12 protein-coding genes are annotated in these 16692 nt (G+C 71.7%); all 12 read right to left on the reverse strand.

Annotation, left to right across the window (positions count from 1 at the left end):
- Window positions 1-132 precede the first annotated feature (132 nt).
- The 12 genes from AB5J54_RS13875 to AB5J54_RS13930 all read right to left on the reverse strand — a co-directional run bounded on the left by AB5J54_RS13875 (window position 133) and on the right by AB5J54_RS13930 (window position 16692).
- Window positions 133-3942 (reverse strand): ribonuclease E/G, encoded by a 3810-nt coding sequence (locus AB5J54_RS13875; RefSeq protein ID WP_369144224.1) that lies wholly within the window; start codon window positions 3940-3942, stop codon window positions 133-135.
- A 235-nt stretch (window positions 3943-4177) separates the two neighbouring features.
- Window positions 4178-4969, reverse strand: a complete 792-nt coding sequence (locus tag AB5J54_RS13880; RefSeq protein ID WP_369144225.1) for a TIGR03936 family radical SAM-associated protein — start codon at window positions 4967-4969, stop codon at window positions 4178-4180.
- Window positions 4970-5199: 230 nt separating this feature from the next.
- On the reverse strand, window positions 5200-5835 hold the full coding sequence (locus AB5J54_RS13885; protein WP_369144226.1) for a hypothetical protein: 636 nt from the start codon (window positions 5833-5835) through the stop codon (window positions 5200-5202).
- A 65-nt stretch (window positions 5836-5900) separates the two neighbouring features.
- Window positions 5901-7829: a TIGR03960 family B12-binding radical SAM protein gene (locus AB5J54_RS13890; RefSeq protein WP_369144227.1), complete on the reverse strand. Its 1929-nt coding sequence runs from the start codon at window positions 7827-7829 to the stop codon at window positions 5901-5903.
- 52 nt (window positions 7830-7881) lie between these two features.
- Window positions 7882-9399 carry a CHAD domain-containing protein gene (locus AB5J54_RS13895; protein WP_369144228.1) on the reverse strand — a complete coding sequence of 506 codons (1518 nt, stop codon included), beginning with the start codon at window positions 9397-9399 and terminating at the stop codon, window positions 7882-7884.
- A 19-nt stretch (window positions 9400-9418) separates the two neighbouring features.
- Window positions 9419-10618: a rod shape-determining protein RodA gene (rodA, locus tag AB5J54_RS13900; protein WP_369144229.1), complete on the reverse strand. Its 1200-nt coding sequence runs from the start codon at window positions 10616-10618 to the stop codon at window positions 9419-9421.
- A 10-nt stretch (window positions 10619-10628) separates the two neighbouring features.
- The gene (mrdA, locus tag AB5J54_RS13905; RefSeq protein WP_369144230.1) at window positions 10629-12863 is read right to left on the reverse strand and encodes a penicillin-binding protein 2; all 2235 of its coding nucleotides are present in this window, start codon (window positions 12861-12863) and stop codon (window positions 10629-10631) included.
- 19 nt (window positions 12864-12882) lie between these two features.
- Complete coding sequence (gene mreD / locus AB5J54_RS13910; RefSeq protein ID WP_369144231.1) at window positions 12883-13551, reverse strand: rod shape-determining protein MreD; 669 nt, start codon at window positions 13549-13551, stop codon at window positions 12883-12885.
- Window positions 13548-14540 carry a rod shape-determining protein MreC gene (gene mreC / locus AB5J54_RS13915; RefSeq protein WP_369144232.1) on the reverse strand — a complete coding sequence of 331 codons (993 nt, stop codon included), beginning with the start codon at window positions 14538-14540 and terminating at the stop codon, window positions 13548-13550. Before mreC ends, mreD begins: the two co-directional genes overlap by 4 nt.
- An 84-nt stretch (window positions 14541-14624) precedes the next feature.
- Window positions 14625-15644, reverse strand: a complete 1020-nt coding sequence (locus AB5J54_RS13920; protein WP_017239313.1) for a rod shape-determining protein — start codon at window positions 15642-15644, stop codon at window positions 14625-14627.
- Window positions 15645-15855: 211 nt separating this feature from the next.
- Window positions 15856-16269 carry a nucleoside-diphosphate kinase gene (ndk, locus tag AB5J54_RS13925; RefSeq protein WP_041129227.1) on the reverse strand — a complete coding sequence of 138 codons (414 nt, stop codon included), beginning with the start codon at window positions 16267-16269 and terminating at the stop codon, window positions 15856-15858.
- 66 nt (window positions 16270-16335) lie between these two features.
- Complete coding sequence (locus tag AB5J54_RS13930; protein ID WP_369144233.1) at window positions 16336-16692, reverse strand: DUF4233 domain-containing protein; 357 nt, start codon at window positions 16690-16692, stop codon at window positions 16336-16338.

Consider the following 16692-nt stretch of genomic DNA (forward strand, 5'->3'; position numbering starts at 1 on the left):
GGAGGTGCTCAGAGGCGCGGCATGTCGATCAGACACGCCGACGGTCTAGGTTACGGGCGGCTGCCACAAGGGGTCAAATTCGCCCGAGCGGGCGCGGGCCGCCCCGTGGAGGGACGGCCCGCACCCGGTGGATCAGTCCTGGGCCGGAGCCGCGGTCTTCTCCGCCGCCTTCTTGGCCGTGGCCTTCTTGGCGGTGGTCTTCTTCGCCGCGGTCTTCTTGGTCGCCGCCGTCTTCTTGGTGGCGGCCTTCTTGGCCGTGGTCTTCTTGGCGGTCTTGCGCGCGGCCGTCTTCTTGGCCGGCGCGGCCTCCGCCTCGGGCTCGGCCTCGGCCGGCGCCTCGGTGGCCTCGGCGGGGGCCGTGGTCACCACGACGACGGCCGCCTCCTCGGCGCCCGCGGGCGAACCGGCGGGAGCGGTGGCCTTGCGGACCACCCGGCGACGGGCACGCGGCGCGGCGGCCGCGGGGGCCTCCTCGACGACGGGCTCGGCGACGGCCTCGGCGACCGGCTCGGCCACCGGCTCCGGCGCCACGACGGGCTCCGGCTCCGCGACGGGAGCGGCCTCGGCGACCGGCTCCGCGACGATCTCGGCGGGGGCGTCCGTGGTGGAGACCACCGGGGACGTCACCCGACGGGTGGCGCGGCGACGACCGCGCGGGGCCGGAGCGGGAGCCTCCTCGACCACGGGCTCGGCCACGGCCTCGGTCACCGGCTCGGGCTCGGCGGCGGGCGCCGGCTCGAAGTCGACGGCCTCGGTCTCCACGACCGCCGGGACGACGGGCGTCGAGGCGACCGGGGCGGACACCCGGCGGGTGGCGCGACGGCGGCCACGACCGCGCGTGGCGGCCGCCTCCGCCTCGGCGGCGGAGCCGTACAGCTCCTCGTCCGGGGCGATCGGCACGGGCACCGCCACCGGGGCGGCCAGCTCCGCGGCGACCTCGGCCTCGGTCTCGACCTCGGCCTCCGTCGTCTCCGGCTCCACGGCCTCGGCGTGCTCGTGCTCGTGGACGTGCTCGGCGCCGCCGCGGCCGCGCTTCTTCGAGCGCTTGCCGCCGCCACCGCCACCGGCGGTGGTCGGCTGCTCCATGTGCACGATGACACCGCGGCCGTTGCAGTGGACGCAGGTCTCGGAGAAGGACTCCAGGAGGCCCTGGCCGACCCGCTTGCGGGTCATCTGGACCAGGCCGAGCGAGGTGACCTCGGCCACCTGGTGCTTGGTCCGGTCCCGGCCCAGGCACTCCAGGAGGCGGCGCAGCACCAGGTCGCGGTTGGACTCCAGGACCATGTCGATGAAGTCGATGACGACGATGCCGCCGAGGTCGCGCAGCCGCAGCTGGCGCACGATCTCCTCGGCCGCCTCCAGGTTGTTCCTGGTGACGGTCTCCTCCAGGTTGCCGCCCTGGCCGGTGAACTTGCCGGTGTTGACGTCGACGACGATCATCGCCTCGGTCTTGTCGATCACCAGCGAACCGCCGGAGGGCAGCCAGACCTTGCGGTCGAGCGCCTTCATGAGCTGCTCGTCGATCCGGTACGTCGCGAAGACGTCGACCTCGCTGGTCCACTTGGACAGGCGGTCGGCCAGGTCGGGCGCGACGTGCGAGACGTACCCGTGGATGGTCTCCCACGCGTCGTCGCCGCTGACGATGACCTTGGAGAAGTCCTCGTTGAAGATGTCGCGGACGACCCGGACGGTCATGTCCGGCTCGCCGTACAGCAGGGTCGGCGCGGACGTCGAGATCTGGGTGGCCTTCTTCTGGATGTCGGCCCACTGCGCCTGCAGTCGCTCGACGTCGCGGCGCAGCTCGTCCTCGCTCGCGCCCTCGGCGGCGGTGCGCACGATGACGCCCGCGTCCTCGGGGACGATCTTCTTGAGGATGGTCTTCAGGCGGGCGCGCTCGGTGTCCGGGAGCTTGCGGCTGATGCCGGTCATCGAGCCCTCGGGGACGTACACGAGGTAGCGGCCGGGCAGGGAGACCTGGCTGGTCAGGCGGGCGCCCTTGTGGCCGATCGGGTCCTTCGTGACCTGCACGAGGACCGACTGGCCGGACTTGAGGGCGGACTCGATGCGGCGCGGCCCGTTGGCCATGCCGAGCGCCTCGAAGTTGACCTCACCGGCGTACAGGACGGCGTTGCGGCCCTTGCCGATGTCGACGAAGGCGGCCTCCATGGACGGCAGCACGTTCTGGACCTTGCCCAGGTAGACGTTGCCGACGTACGAGGTGGCCTGCTCCTTGTTGACGTAGTGCTCGACGAGCACGTTGTCTTCCAGGACGCCGATCTGGGTGCGCTCGCCGTTCTGGCGGACGACCATGACGCGCTCGACGGCCTCGCGGCGGGCCAGGAACTCGGCCTCGGTGATGATCGGGACGCGGCGGCGGCCCTGCTCGCGGCCTTCGCGGCGGCGCTGCTTCTTGGCCTCCAGGCGGGTCGAGCCCTTGATGGACTGGACCTCGTCGGACGGCTCGGCCTTCTCACGGGCCGGACGGGGCTCGCGGACCTTGACGACCGTACGGACGCCGTCCTCGTCGGCGGCCTCGACCTCGCCGGCGGTGTCCCCGCTGCGACGACGGCGACGGCGGCGGCGACGGGAGCTGCTGGAGCCGCCGGCGTAGGCCTCGGCGTCCTCCGGCTCCTCCTCGCCCTCCTCGGGCTCCTCGGTCTCCTCCTCGGCGTGCGGCTCCTCGCCCTCCTCGGTCTCCTCGGCCTCGGCGAGCTCGCCGCGACGACGGCGACGGCCGCCACGGCGGCGACGGCGGGAGGGACGGTCCTCGTACTCGTCCGACTCCTCGGGCTCCCCGGCCTCGAAGGTCTCCTCGACCTCGTCGGCGACGGCCTCGACCTCGGGCTCGTCGGCGACGGTGGCCGGGACGGGCTCGACGGCGACGGCCACGGGCTCGCCACGGCGGCGACGGCGACGGCGGGAGCCGGCCTCGGCACGCTCGGCGGGCTCGGCCTCGACCACGGCCTCGACCGTCTCGACGGTCTCTTCCTCCTCCGGCTCCTCGACCACGGCGGCGGCGGCCGCGGCGGCGGTCTCCGGGGTCTGGAACATCGGCTCGGCGAAGACCGGGGCCTGGAAGACGGCGACGGCGGGGCGCGCGGCCCGGCGGGGCTCGCGGGCCGGGGCCGGCTCGGAGGTGAACTGCGGGGAGGTGACGCGGCGGCGGCCGCGGCCACGGGTGGCGGCGGTCTCGGCTGCGGCGACCTCGGCCTCGTCGGAGGCGATCTGCTCGACGGCGGACGCCGGCAGCGTCTCGCCGGTGGCGGCCTCGGTGGTGGCGGCCTCGGTGGTCACCTCGGGCGAGGTGACCTTACGGGTGGCCCGGCGGCGGGTACGGGCCGGCGGGGCGGCCTCCTCGACGGCCTCGACGGCGGGGGCCTCGGCGACCGGCTCGGCGACCGCGGGCTCCGCGGTCTCCTCGGCAGCGGCCGTGGAGGTCACGGGCGAGGTGGCCTTACGCGTGGCACGACGGCGGGTACGGGCCGGCGGGGCGGCCTCCTCGACGGCGGGGGCCTCGGCGACCGGCTCGGCGGCGACCACGGGCTCCGCGGTCTCCTCGGCAGCGGCCGTGGAGGTCACCGGAGAGGTGGCCTTACGGGTGGCACGGCGGCGCGGGCGGGCGGGGGCGGCCTCGGGGGCCTCCTCGACGGCCTCGGCCGCGGGGGTCTCGACGACCGGCTCCACGGCGGCCTCGACCGCGGTCTCCACGGCAGGCGCGGTGGCCTTGCGGGTGGCACGGCGGCGGGTGCGCGGCGCGGGGGCGGCCTCGGCCGGGGCGGCCTCGACGGCGGGCGTCTCGACGGCCGGGGCCTCGGCGGTCACCGGGGTCTCGGCGCCGGCGCCCGTCACCGGCGGACCGGCGGGGCGGGAAGCGGCGCGGCGCCTGCGGCGCGGCGGCAGCTTGTCACCGGGGGCGTTGGTGTCTTCGTTGGACTCGAGCATGCGGGCGGTTCTCCCGTCACGCTCCCGGGCGCCGCGCCTGGTTCCGGTCCGGCGGCACGGTCGCGCCAGTGGCGCGGTGCCGCCGTCCGGGGCGCGGGCGCCGCACGGGAGCTGTATGTCTGGCTCGCCGGTTCCGTACGCCCTGTGCGGACGGCCTGGCGAAAGTCTCCTGGTCAGTGCGCTGCCCGACCCAGGTGGCTCCCGAGTACCAGGGCGGCGCTACGACGACCGCTCCCTACGCGGTACCGGCACCCGGCGCCGTCGCCGGGGCGGTCGCGGCGGCCGTGGTTGAAGCGGCCGTGACTGCCTCGCGGTCGGGCGCGAGCGGGTCGGTCACCGTGCCGGACTCCTCGTCGAAGAGCCCCTGCGCCAGCCTGGTCACCGCAGCGGGGACCGGCGGCGCCAGGTCGGCCACAGCTCGGAGACCGGACAGGACGTCGTCGGGTCGCACGGCAGGTGTCACGTGCCGAACAACCAGCCGCAGTATCGCACAGGCGCTGTCCAGCGGCCTATCACCCTGGGGATCGCCCTGGGGACGGCCTGCCGTCAGCTCGGTGACAGCGGAACGGGCGTCGAAGGTGCGGACTCCGTTCTTGGTCTTGCGCTGTACTTCCACCGTCTCGGCCGCGAGAAACGCCTCGACCGCCTTCGAAGCGTCCTCGACCGTGACGCCTTCCAGGCGCAGCTCCCACACGGAGGCGGTGAGCCGGTCGGCGAGACCCGAGGTCCGGGCCTCGACGGCGTCGGTGATGTCGAGGCCCGCCGGGAGGGACTCGTCGAGCAGGACCCGCAGGGTCTCCGGGTCGCGCGTCTGGGTGAGCGCGATCTCCAGGTACTCGGCCTCGGAGCCCGTACCCGTCGGGGCGGCGTTGGCGTACGACACCTTGGGGTGCGGGGTGAAGCCTGCCGAGTACGCCATGGGCACCTCGGCACGGCGCAGCGCACGCTCGAAGGCGCGCTGGAAGTCACGGTGGCTGGTGAACCGGAGGCGGCCGCGCTTGGTGTAGCGCAGTCGGATGCGCTGCACCGCCGGTGCGGGCGGCGGGCCTTCGGGCTGTCGCTTGCCCAGTGGTTCTTCTCCTCGGTGCGGGACGACGCGGGTGCGCGCCGTCCACGAGATGTACGGGTTGCCCCAGGGGTCCCGCCCGGTTCACCCCCGCTTCCGCGGGGAGATCTCGGGGGCGGGCGCCGCGCCGGGGACGTTCGCTGTACTACCCAGAGTACGCGCCCGGGCCACCTCCGGTTCCCCGGGCCGGGTCAGCGGGGTCCGCCGAAGAGGGCGATCCGGACCTCCCGGGCTGCGGTGCGGACGGCGCGCGCGGCGGCGGCGACGGGCCGCCACACCCAGGCCCGCAGCCAGTGGCCGACGGGGATGAGGACCGCCCGGTACACCCAGGCGAGGGGCCGGCCGATCACGTTCCACAGCACCCAGCCGATCGCCCGGCCGACGGCCCGCGAGATCCGCCCGGCGATGTCCCAGGCCCAGGCGAGCGCGGCGCCGACCGCCCGGGCGACGGGCGCGAGCACGTACCGCCAGAGCCAGCTCAGCGGGGTGACGACCAGCAGGTCGACGACCCACCACAGCGCCTCGAGGACGGGGAGGAGCACCCAGCGCCACAGCCACGTCAGCGGGGTGACGACGAGCAGGTCGATCACCCACCACAGGGCCCGGCCGACCGGGACGACCACCCACTCCCACAGGAACCGCAGCGGGATCACGACCAGGTAGTGGATCAGCCATCCGAGGGCCCGGCCGACCGGGGCGAGGATCCAGCGCCACAGCTGCTTCATCAGAAAGGCGAAGGCGTCCCAGACCAGCCGGACGGGCAGGACGATCACCAGGGCGACGGCGCGCGCCACTCCCGTGAGGCAGCCCGGGTTTTCCGTGTTCATGTCCGAAACGACGTAACGGCCCGGCGAAGGGTTTCCCCTTTCGCCGGGCCGTCACGCAAGCGTTACTACTTGACCACCGTCAGCGGCAGCAGCTTCTTGCCCGTCGGGCCGACCTGGATCTCGGTCTGCATCGCGGGGCAGACGCCGCAGTCGAAGCACGGGGTCCAGCGGCAGTCCTCGACCTCGGTCTCGTCGAGGGCGTCCTGCCAGTCCTCCCAGAGCCAGTCCTTGTCGAGGCCCGAGTCCAGGTGGTCCCAGGGCAGGACCTCCTCGTAGGTGCGCTCGCGGGTGGTGTACCAGGCGACGTCCACGCCGACCTCGGGGAGCGTCTTCTCGGCGCAGGCCATCCAGCGGTCGTACGAGAAGTGCTCGCGCCAGCCGTCGAAGCGGCCGCCGTCCTCGTACACCGCGCGGATGACCGCGCCGAGGCGGCGGTCGCCGCGGGAGAGGAGGCCCTCGACGATGCCGGGCTTGCCGTCGTGGTAGCGGAAGCCGATCGAGCGGCCGTACTTCTTGTCGCCGCGGATCTTGTCGCGGAGCTTGCGCAGCCGCTCGTCCGTCTCCTCGGCCGACAGCTGCGGGGCCCACTGGAAGGGGGTGTGCGGCTTGGGGACGAAGCCGCCGATGGAGACGGTGCAGCGGATGTCGTTCTGGCCGGAGACCTTGCGGCCCTCGGCGATCACGTTCATCGCCATGTCGGCGATCTGGAGGACGTCCTCGTCGGTCTCCGTCGGCAGGCCGCACATGAAGTACAGCTTCACCTGGCGCCAGCCGTTGCCGTAGGCCGTGGAGACCGTACGGATGAGGTCCTCTTCCGAGACCATCTTGTTGATGACCTTGCGCATGCGCTCGGAGCCGCCCTCGGGGGCGAAGGTGAGGCCGGAGCGGCGGCCGTTCCTCGTGAGCTCGTTCGCCAGGTCGACGTTGAAGGCGTCGACGCGGGTCGAGGGGAGGGACAGGCCGATCTTGTCCTCCTCGTACCGGTCGGCCAGGCCCTTCGCGATGTCGGCGATCTCCGTGTGGTCCGCGGAGGACAGGGAGAGCAGGCCGACCTCCTCGAAGCCCGTCGCCTTGAGACCCTTCTCGACCATCTCGCCGATGCCGGTGATGCTTCGCTCCCGCACGGGGCGCGTGATCATGCCGGCCTGGCAGAAGCGGCAGCCGCGGGTGCAGCCGCGGAAGATCTCGACGGACATGCGCTCGTGGACGGTCTCCGCGAGCGGCACGAGGGGCTGCTTGGGGTACGGCCACTCGTCGAGGTCCATGACGGTGTGCTTGGACACGCGCCACGGGACGCCCGACTTGTTCGGGACGACGCGGCCGATGCGGCCGTCCGGCAGGTACTCGACGTCGTAGAACGCCGGGATGTAGACCGAGCCGGTCTTCGCGAGGCGGAAGAGGACCTCCTCGCGGCCGCCCGGCCTGCCCTCGGCCTTCCACTGGCGGATGATCTCGGTCATGTCGAGGACGGCCTGCTCGCCGTCGCCGATGATCGCCGCGTCGATGAAGTCCGCGATCGGCTCGGGGTTGAACGCGGCGTGGCCGCCGGCGAGCACGATCGGGTGGTCGACGGTCCGGTCCTTCGACTCCAGCGGGATGCCCGCCAGGTCGAGGGCCGTGAGCATGTTGGTGTAGCCGAGCTCGGTGGAGAAGCTCAGGCCGAAGACGTCGAACGCGCCGACGGGGCGGTGGCTGTCCACGGTGAACTGCGGCACGTCGTGCTCGCGCATCAGCTCTTCGAGGTCCGGCCAGACGCTGTAGGTGCGCTCGGCGAGGACGCCCTCGCGCTCGTTCAGCACCTCGTACAGGATCATGACGCCCTGGTTGGGCAGGCCGACCTCGTACGCGTCCGGGTACATCAGCGCCCAGCGGACGTCGGCGGACTCCCACGGCTTGACCGTGGAGTTCAGCTCTCCACCGACGTACTGAATCGGCTTCTGCACGTGCGGGAGCAGAGCTTCGAGCTGCGGGAAGACAGACTCGGCAGCAGACATCTCGAACCTTCGTGAGCTGGCAGGGGGGCGACTCTCAAGCGTACCCCGGTGCTCAGCGGCTCAGTGCCGCCCGGATTCCCGGGGCCGAGGCCCGCGCCCACACCGCGGGCAGTTCCCGCTCCTGTTCCGCGGCCGCCGCCTCCTCGCGGCCGTGGAGAAGTCCCCAGGTGAAGGCGGACTCGCCGGCCGCGTGGGCCTGGATCGCCAGCTCCCTCAGGGTCGCGCGGGCGACCACCGCGTCCTGGTGTTCGCCGAGGAGGCTCTGGACGGCCTTCACGCGCTTGGCGAGTTTCTTCGCGGGCTTGCCGAGGGTGGGGCGGGCCGCGTCGGCGGCGTACCGGGCGCGCTTGGCGGCCTTGCGGGCCGCGTGCAGGGCGAGGTCCCGCTCGTGGCCGGGGTCGAGGGCGAGGGCGTCGTCGACGCGGCCGGCGAGGCGGTCGTGGTCCTTGAGGACGGCGCGGGAGAGGACCTTGGGGGCGTCGCGGCGGGCGGCCTTGCGCAGGGGCGGGTCGGCGAGCAGGGCGTCGAGCGCTTCGAGCAGGGCCAGGTGGCGGTCGGAGTCCAGGGCGTCGACGGCCCTGCGCCGGGCGTCGGCGGCGCGGGCGGCGGTCCAGATCCGCAGCCGGGCCCTGACGGGGCCGAGGCGGAGGGTCTTGGGGACCTCGTCGAGCGCGGCGCGCAGCCGCTCGGTGAGCACCTCCTGGTCGCGGGCGGCGCCGAGCTCACCGGCGAGCCACTTCAGCTCCTCGCCGAGGGGGTCGGTGACGTCCCGGTCGAGGACGGCGCGGTACGTCTTGAAGGCGCTGCGCAGCCGCCGGCAGGCGACGCGCAGCTGGTGCACGGCGTCGGGGAGGTCGCGGCGTACGGCGGGGTCGAGCGCGACGATCGCCTCGATCTGTTCGCGTACGTAGCCGAGCACGGCGGCTCCGGCGGTGCCGGGCTTTCCGGGGGTGGTGGGCGGGCGGGGGGCCGCGCCCGTCTCCTCCAGCGCCCTCGCGAGTTTCGAGGGGGCGTTCGACGGGGCGATGTCCGCTTTCTTGAGGCGTTTCTCGATCGCGTCGAGGATCGTCTCGTCGTCGGTGTCGTCCGCCAGTTCGACCTCGATCTCGGTCCAGGAGGCCTCTCCCCCGCCCAGGAGGCTCTCCGCGTGGACCGTGTCCACGGAGAGTTCCGCGAGGAGGGTGCCGTCCGGGGCGAGGAGCCGGCGGACGTCGCGGGAGGAGTGGAGGTGGACCGCCGGGACGACGTCGGCGGCGCGGACCCGGGAGCGGAGGAGCCCCGCGAGCGCGTCCGGCAGGGTGTCGCTCAGCGGGGCTCTGATCTCGTCGCGGATTCCGGCGGCGACGGGGAACTTCACGTGCCAGCCGGCGTCGCTCCCGCCGGTGCGGCGGCGGAGGGTGACCCCGTCGGCCGCCAGGCGCAGGTCGGGGGTGTCGTGGTAGACGGCGTCGAGTTCCATGACGCCGTCGTCCACGACGGACGCGACTCCGGGGACACGGGTGAGGTCCGGGAGTTCCGTGCCGCCGGTGGCTTCGTACTTCCGCTCGATCTCGCGCTTCGTCTCCGCCATAGCTCGAATCTAGCCGCCGTCAGGCCGTCATGGGCCGTTGTACCCGGATCGACTGGAGCAGCCCGATCGCCACCCATACGGCGAACATCGACGAGCCGCCGTAGGAGACGAACGGCAGCGGCAGACCGGCGACGGGCATGATGCCGAGGGTCATGCCGATGTTCTCGAAGGACTGGAAGGCGAACCAGGCGATGATCCCGGCCGCGACGACGGTGCCGTAGAGCTCGGTGGTCTCGCGGGCGATCCGGCAGGAGCGCCAGAGGATGACGCCCAGCAGAACGAGGATCAGTCCGGCGCCCACGAAGCCGAGTTCCTCGCCGGCGACCGTGAAGACGAAGTCGGTCTGCTGTTCGGGGACGAACTGGCCGGTGGTCTGCGAGCCCTTGAAGAGGCCGGCGCCGAGGAGGCCGCCGGAGCCGATGGCGATGCGGGCCTGGTTGGTGTTGTAGCCGACGCCGGCGGGGTCGAGGTCGGGGTTGGCGAAGGCCGCGAAGCGGTTGATCTGGTACTCGTCGAGCATGCCGAGCGCGGTGACGAGGACCGCGCCGAGGACGCCGGCGCCGATGAGGCCGAGGACCCAGCGGTTGGAGGCGCCGGAGGCGAGCAGGACGCCGAGCACGATGACGGCCATGACCATGACCGAGCCGAGGTCGGGCATCAGCATGACGATGCCCATGGGGAGGGCGGCCAGGCCGAGGGCCTTGGCGACGGTGCGGTGGTCGGGGTGGAGCTGGTCGCCGGCGTCGACCTTGGCGGCGAGGAGCATCGCCATGACCAGGATGATCGTGATCTTCACGAATTCGCTGGGCTGGAGCGAGAAGCCGCCGCCGACGACGATCCACGCGTGGGCGCCGTTGATGGTGGCGCCGAGCGGGGTGAGGACGGCGAGGATCAGCACGATCGAGAGGCCGTAGAGGATAGGCACCGCGCCGCGCAGGGTGCGGTGGCCGAGCCAGATCGTGCCGATCATCAGGGCGAGCCCGATGCCGGTGTTGAGCACGTGCCGGAAGAGGAAGTAGTACGGGTCGCCCTGGTTGAGCTCGGTGCGGCCGCGGGTGGCGGACCAGACGAGCAGCGAGCCGATGCCGGAGAGGGCGAGCGCCGAGAGCAGGATGGGCCAGTCGAGCCGGCGGAGCACCGAGTCGCGGGCGGCCAGCTTGGCGAGGGTGCCGCGCTCGGGTGCGTACCGGGAGACGGAGAAGCCGTGGGGTGCGGTCATGGGTTCCTCCTCAGTCCCGGTGCCGGCCCGCGGGCGGGCCCGCGAGGGTCTGGTCGTCGTCCGGCTTCTTCGTGGGGTCCGGGTCGGGCTTGGTGGCGTCCGCCTTCACGGGCGCGTTCGGGTCGATCTTCCCGACCTCGGGGTCGTACGGCTTGATCTTCGGCGCGTCGATGGAGCCGTCGGCCTCGATCTTCGGCAGGGCCTGCTGCGGCTGCGGCAGCAGGGCCCGCTTGAGGTCCTGGTTGCCGGCGTCGTCGAGTCCGTAGAGCGCGTCGTAGATGTTGCGCACGGCGGGGCCGGAGGCGCCGGAGCCGGTACCACCCTGGGAGATCGTCATGACGATCGCGTAGTCCTTGGTGTACGTGGCGAACCAGGAGGTCGTCTGCTTGCCGTAGACCTCGGCGGTACCCGTCTTGGCGTGCATCGGGATCTTGTCCTGCGGCCAGCCGCCGAATCGCCAGGCGGCGGTACCGCGGGTGGCGACTCCCGCGAGGGCTTCCTCTATCAAGTCGCGGGTCTCCGGGGTCATCGGGAGCTTGCCGTGGGACTGGGGCTTGATCTCGGTGACCTTCTTGCCGTCGGGGCTGATGATCGCCTTGCCGACGGTCGGGTTCCACAGGGTGCCGCCGTTGGCGATGGCGGCGTAGATGGTGGCCATCTGGATGGGGGTGACGAGGGTGTCGCCCTGGCCGATGGAGTAGTTGACGGAGTCACCGGCGCGCATGAGGTTGCCTTCGAGGCAGTTCTCGTAGGAGAGCTGCTGGACGTAGGTGCCGCCGCGCTTGCCGATCTTGCACCAGTAGTCCTTGTTGGCCGCCCAGAAGTCCTGCTTCCACTTGCGGTCGGGGACGCGGCCGGTGACCTCGTTGGGGAGGTCGATGCCGGTCTCGGCGCCGAGGCCGAACTGGTGGGCCGTCCGGTAGAACCAGTCCTTGGCGTCCTTCTTCGGCTTCATGCCCCCGTCCTTGAGCCACTGCTGGTGCGCGAGGGCGTAGAAGACGGTGTCGCAGGAGACTTCGAGGGCCTGGCCGAGGGTGATGGAGCCGTGGCCCTGGGACTCGAAGTTCTTGAAGACCTGGCCGCCGATGGCGTACGAGGAGGGGCACGGGTAGTGCCCGTTGAACTCGTATCCGGCGTTGACGGCGGCGGTGGTCGACATGACCTTGAAGATGGAGCCGGGGGCGGCCTGGCCCTGGATGGCCCGGTTGAGGAGCGGGAAGTTGGAGTCCTTGCCGGTGAGGGCGGCGTAGTCCTTGGCTGAGATGCCGCCGACCCAGGCGTTGGGGTCGTAGTCGGGCTGCGAGGCCATGGCGACGATGCGGCCGGTCTTCGTCTCCATGACGAGGACGGCGCCCGCGTCGGCCTTGTAGTTCTCGCTGGTGTTCTTGTCGTACGTCTTGCGGGCCTCCACCATCGCGTTGTGCAGCTCCCACTCGGCGACCGCCTGGACGCGGGCGTCGATGGAGGTGACGACGTTGGAGCCGGGGACGGCGGGGTCGCTCTTGGCCTGGCCGATGACGCGGCCGAGGTTGTCGACCTCGTAGCGGGTGACGCCGGCCTTGCCGCGCAGTTCCTTGTCGTAGGTGCGCTCGAGTCCGGAGCGGCCGACCTGGTCGGAGCGGAGGAACGGCGAGTCGGTGTCCTTGGCCTTCTCGATCTCGGCGTCGGTGACGGGCGAGAGGTAGCCGAGGACCTGGGAGGTGCGGGACTTGCCGGGGGCCGGGTAGCGGCGGACGGCGGTGGGTTCGGCGGTGATGCCGGGGAAGTCCTCGGCGCGCTCGCGGATCTGGAGGGCCTGCTGGGTGGTGGCCTCGTCGGTGACCGGGATCGGCTGGTAGGGCGAACCGTTCCAGCAGGGCTTGGGCGTCTTGGAGTCGCAGAGCCGGATCTTGTTGATGACCTCGTCGGGCTTCATGTCGAGGACGTCGGCGAGCCGGGTCAGGACGGCCCTGCCCCGGTCCTTCATCTTCATCAGCTCGGTGCGGGACGCGGAGACCACGAGCCGGGTCTCGTTGTCGGCGAGCGGGACGCCGCGGGCGTCGAGGAGCGAGCCGCGGACGGCGGGCTGGACGACCTGCTGGACGTGGTTGTTCTTCGCCTCGTCCGTGTACTCCTTGCCGTTGCGGATCTGGAGGTACCAGAGCCGGCCGCCCAGGGTGAGCAGCAGGGAGAAGACGAGGATCTGGATGACGACGAGCCGGATCTGGACCCGGGGGGTCCGTCCGGTCTCGGGGATGTTGCTCATGCTGCCGGTGCCCCCTCGGTCACAGTCGCTTGACTCCCTTGATGCGTCCGGCGCGTGAGGCGCGGCTCCGTGCGGCCTTCACGCGCAGGCCGCCGCGCTGGGCGCCGATCCTGAGACCGGTGCCGGAGGAGAGCCAGCCGGAGGCGACGTCGGCGCCGTTGCCGCCGCCGGCGTCGGCGAGCGGGTCGTTCTCGGCGCGGCGGGCCAGGGCCATGATGAGCGGCACCGTGAAGGGCGCGAGGAGCAGGTCGTACACGGCCGCGGTGAACAGCAGGAAGCCGAGGCCGACATGGCGGGCGGCGGTGTCGCCGACGAGGGCGCCCACGCCCGCGTACAGCAGGGTGGAGCCGAGGGCCGCGACGACGACGACGGCCATGGGGCCGCTCGCGGAGGTCAGCCGGCCGTTGTCCGGCTTCGCGAGGCCGACGAGGTAGCCGATGACGCAGAGCACGAGGGCGTAGCGGCCGGCGGCGTGGTCGGCGGGCGGGGCGAGGTCGGAGAGGAGGCCGGCGGTGAAGCCGATGAGGGAGCCGCTGACCGGTCCGTAGACGAGGGCGAGGCCGACGACGGTGAGGAGGACGAGGTCGGGGACGGCGCCGGGGAGCTGGAGGCGGGCGAGGACGGAGACCTGGACGACGAGGGCGACGACGATCAGGGTGGCGGAGAGGAGGATGCGGTTGAACTTCACGGTGTCACGCCCCCCTGGTCCTGCTGGTTCTGACCGTCGTTCTGATTCTGGCCCTGGTTCCGCTCGTTCGCCTGCTGTCCGTCCGGTGGCGGTGGTGTGACCGTGACCGTGACGGTCGGCGCGGGCTTGGGCTTCTGCGGCAGGACCATGTCGCGGGGGTCGGAGCGCGGGGCCTGGACGACGACGCCGACGATGTCGAGCTTGGTGAAGCCGACGTACGGGCGGACGTAGATGTTGCGGGTCAGGCCGCCGCCCGAGGGGTCGACGCGGACGACCTCGCCGACCGGGACGCCGGGCACGAAGGGCTTGTCGGCGCGGGAGCCGAAGGTGACGAGCCGGTCGCCGGGCTTCACCTTGGCCTTGCCGTTGAGGAGCTGGACGAGCAGGGGGCTGTCGCCCTGGCCGGTGGCGAAGCCGAGTTCGTCGCTCTTCTCCATGCGGGTGCCGACGGTGAAGTCGGGGTCGTTGGCGAGGAGGACGGTGGAGGTGGAGGGGCCGACGGTGGTGACGCGGCCGACGAGACCGGAGCCGTTGAGGACGGTCATGTCCCGCTTGATGCCGTCGCGTGCGCCGACGTCGATGGTGACGGTCCAGGAGAAGCCCTGGGCCGCTCCTATGGCGATGACCTGGGCGCCCTTGATGCCGTACTGCCCGGCGCCGGCGGTCTTGAGCATGGAGTCGAGCTCGCGCAGCCGGTTGCGGTTGCGGTCGTCGCTGCCGAGCTTCGCCTTGAGTTCGGCGTTCTCCTTCTCCAGGGCGGCGATCCGGGTGTGCCGCTCCCCGGAGTCCCGTACCGCGCCTATGGCGTTGCCGACGGGATCGACGGCGGCCGCCACACCGTTCTCGACGGGCCCGAAGACCGCCGCTGCGGCCTGTCGGGCACCGTCGACGGGTGACTCCTGACCGCCGCGGATGTCCACCGTGATCAGTGCGAACGCGATGGCGATCAGCAGCACCAGGAGCAGCCGGCTCTCTCGTGTGTCCCTCACGTGCGGCGGCCGTGCCTTTCCTCGTGGTTCGGTTGTTGGGCTGTTCGGTTGTCTCGGTTGTTCGGTTGTTCGGTTGAAAAGCCGCTAGCGGCGCGGCTGGGCGTCCAGGACCTGCTGGAGCGCCTCGAACTCCTCCACGCACTTGCCGGAGCCGAGCGCCACCGAGTCCAGCGGGTCCTCGGCGATGTGGATCGGCATGCCGGTCTCGCGCCGGAGGCGCTCGTCGAGGCCGCGGAGCAGGGCGCCGCCACCTGTGAGAACGATGCCGCGGTCCATGACGTCACCGGAGAGCTCCGGCGGGCACTTGTCGAGGGTGGTCTTCACGGCGTCGACGATCGCGTTGACCGGCTCCTCGATGGCCTTGCGGACCTCGGCGGCGGAGATGACCACGGTCTTGGGCAGACCGGAGACGAGGTCGCGGCCGCGGATCTCGGTGTGCTCGTCCTTGTCGAGGTCGTACGCGGAGCCGATGGTGATCTTGATCTGCTCGGCGGTGCGCTCACCGAGGAGGAGCGAGTACTCCTTCTTGATGTGCTGGATGATCGCGTTGTCCAGCTCGTCGCCGGCGACCCGGATGGACTGTGCCGTGACGATTCCGCCGAGGGAGATGACGGCGACCTCGGTGGTGCCGCCGCCGATGTCGACGACCATGTTGCCGGTGGCCTCGTGGACGGGGAGGCCCGAGCCGATGGCCGCCGCCATGGGCTCCTCGATGATGTGCACCTGACGGGCGCCGGCCTGGGTCGACGCCTCGATGACGGCGCGGCGCTCCACTCCGGTGATGCCGGAGGGCACGCAGACGACGACGCGGGGGCGGGCCAGGTAGCGGCGCTTGTGGATCTTGAGGATGAAGTAGCGGAGCATCCGCTCGGTGATCTCGAAGTCGGCGATCACGCCGTCCTTGAGCGGGCGCACGGCGACGATGTTGCCGGGGGTCCGGCCGATCATCTTCTTCGCCTCGGCGCCGACCGCGAGGATGCCCCCGGTGTTGGTGTTGATGGCGACGACTGACGGCTCGTTCAGAACGATGCCTCGACCCCTGACGTACACCAGCGTGTTGGCGGTCCCGAGGTCGACAGCCATGTCACGGCCGATGAACGACATGAAGTTCCCCTTGATTTCCCATGGCTGAGAGTGGTGCGGCGTGGAGTTTTCCATCGTAGTGCCGCCCGCGCGGATGGCGCGCGTTGGTCCACCTCAGTACTGGTGACGGCAGGACGCGGCGATCCGTTCCCGGGTTTGGCGTTCATATGCCTGGGGGCGACCGAAATTCCATCGGTCGCCCCACAGTGTGCATCGTTCGGCTGACTTCGCGTCAGACGAGACCCGGGAAGAAGATCTTCAGCTCGCGGGCCGCGGACTCCTCCGAGTCCGAGGCGTGGATCAGGTTCTCCCGGACGATGGTGCCGAAATCGCCCCGGATGGAGCCCGGCGCTGCGGCAATCGGGTCGGTCGGGCCGGCCAGCGTGCGCAGGCCCTCGATGACCCGCTCGCCCTCGACGACGAGCGCGACGACCGGACCGGACTGCATGAAGCCCATGAGCGGCTCGTAGAAGGGCTTGCCCTTGTGCTCGCCGTAGTGCTGCTCCAGCGTGTCCTGGTCGAGCTCGCGCAGCTCCAGGGCCGTGATGGTCCAGCCGGCCTTGCGCTCGATGCGGCCGATGATCTCGCCGATGAGGCCACGGCGGACGGCGTCGGGCTTGAGCAGGACGAGCGATCGCTGGCTCACGGGGGAACTCCTTCGGAAAAACGGTGTGCGGGACCTCCGAGGCTACAGGGCCCGCACCCCCGTCGATTACGCAGCGTCAGGCCCTGCCGTGGCCTGTGCCGCGGCCCAGCGGGCCTTGGTCTCGTCGATCCGCCGGCCGTAGTGCACCGAGGCCCACCACAGGCCGGCGAAGACCGCACCCAGGAAGAACATGGTGGGGACGAAGAAGCCGCTGAGGATCAGCCCGACCTGGAGCGCCCAGCCGAGCTGCACCCCGCCGGGCCGGGTGAGCATCCCGCACAGCAGCACCGAGACGGCCATGGCCACGCCGCAGACCCACCAGACGGTGGACGTGGCGAGGCTGTCGTCCTTCATGGCGACGAGACCGGCGAAGCCGATCACGAAGAACTCGCCGATGAGCGTCGAGGAACAGAGCACACGCAT

Source organism: Streptomyces sp. R44 (assembly GCF_041053105.1).
GTDB lineage: Bacteria > Actinomycetota > Actinomycetes > Streptomycetales > Streptomycetaceae > Streptomyces.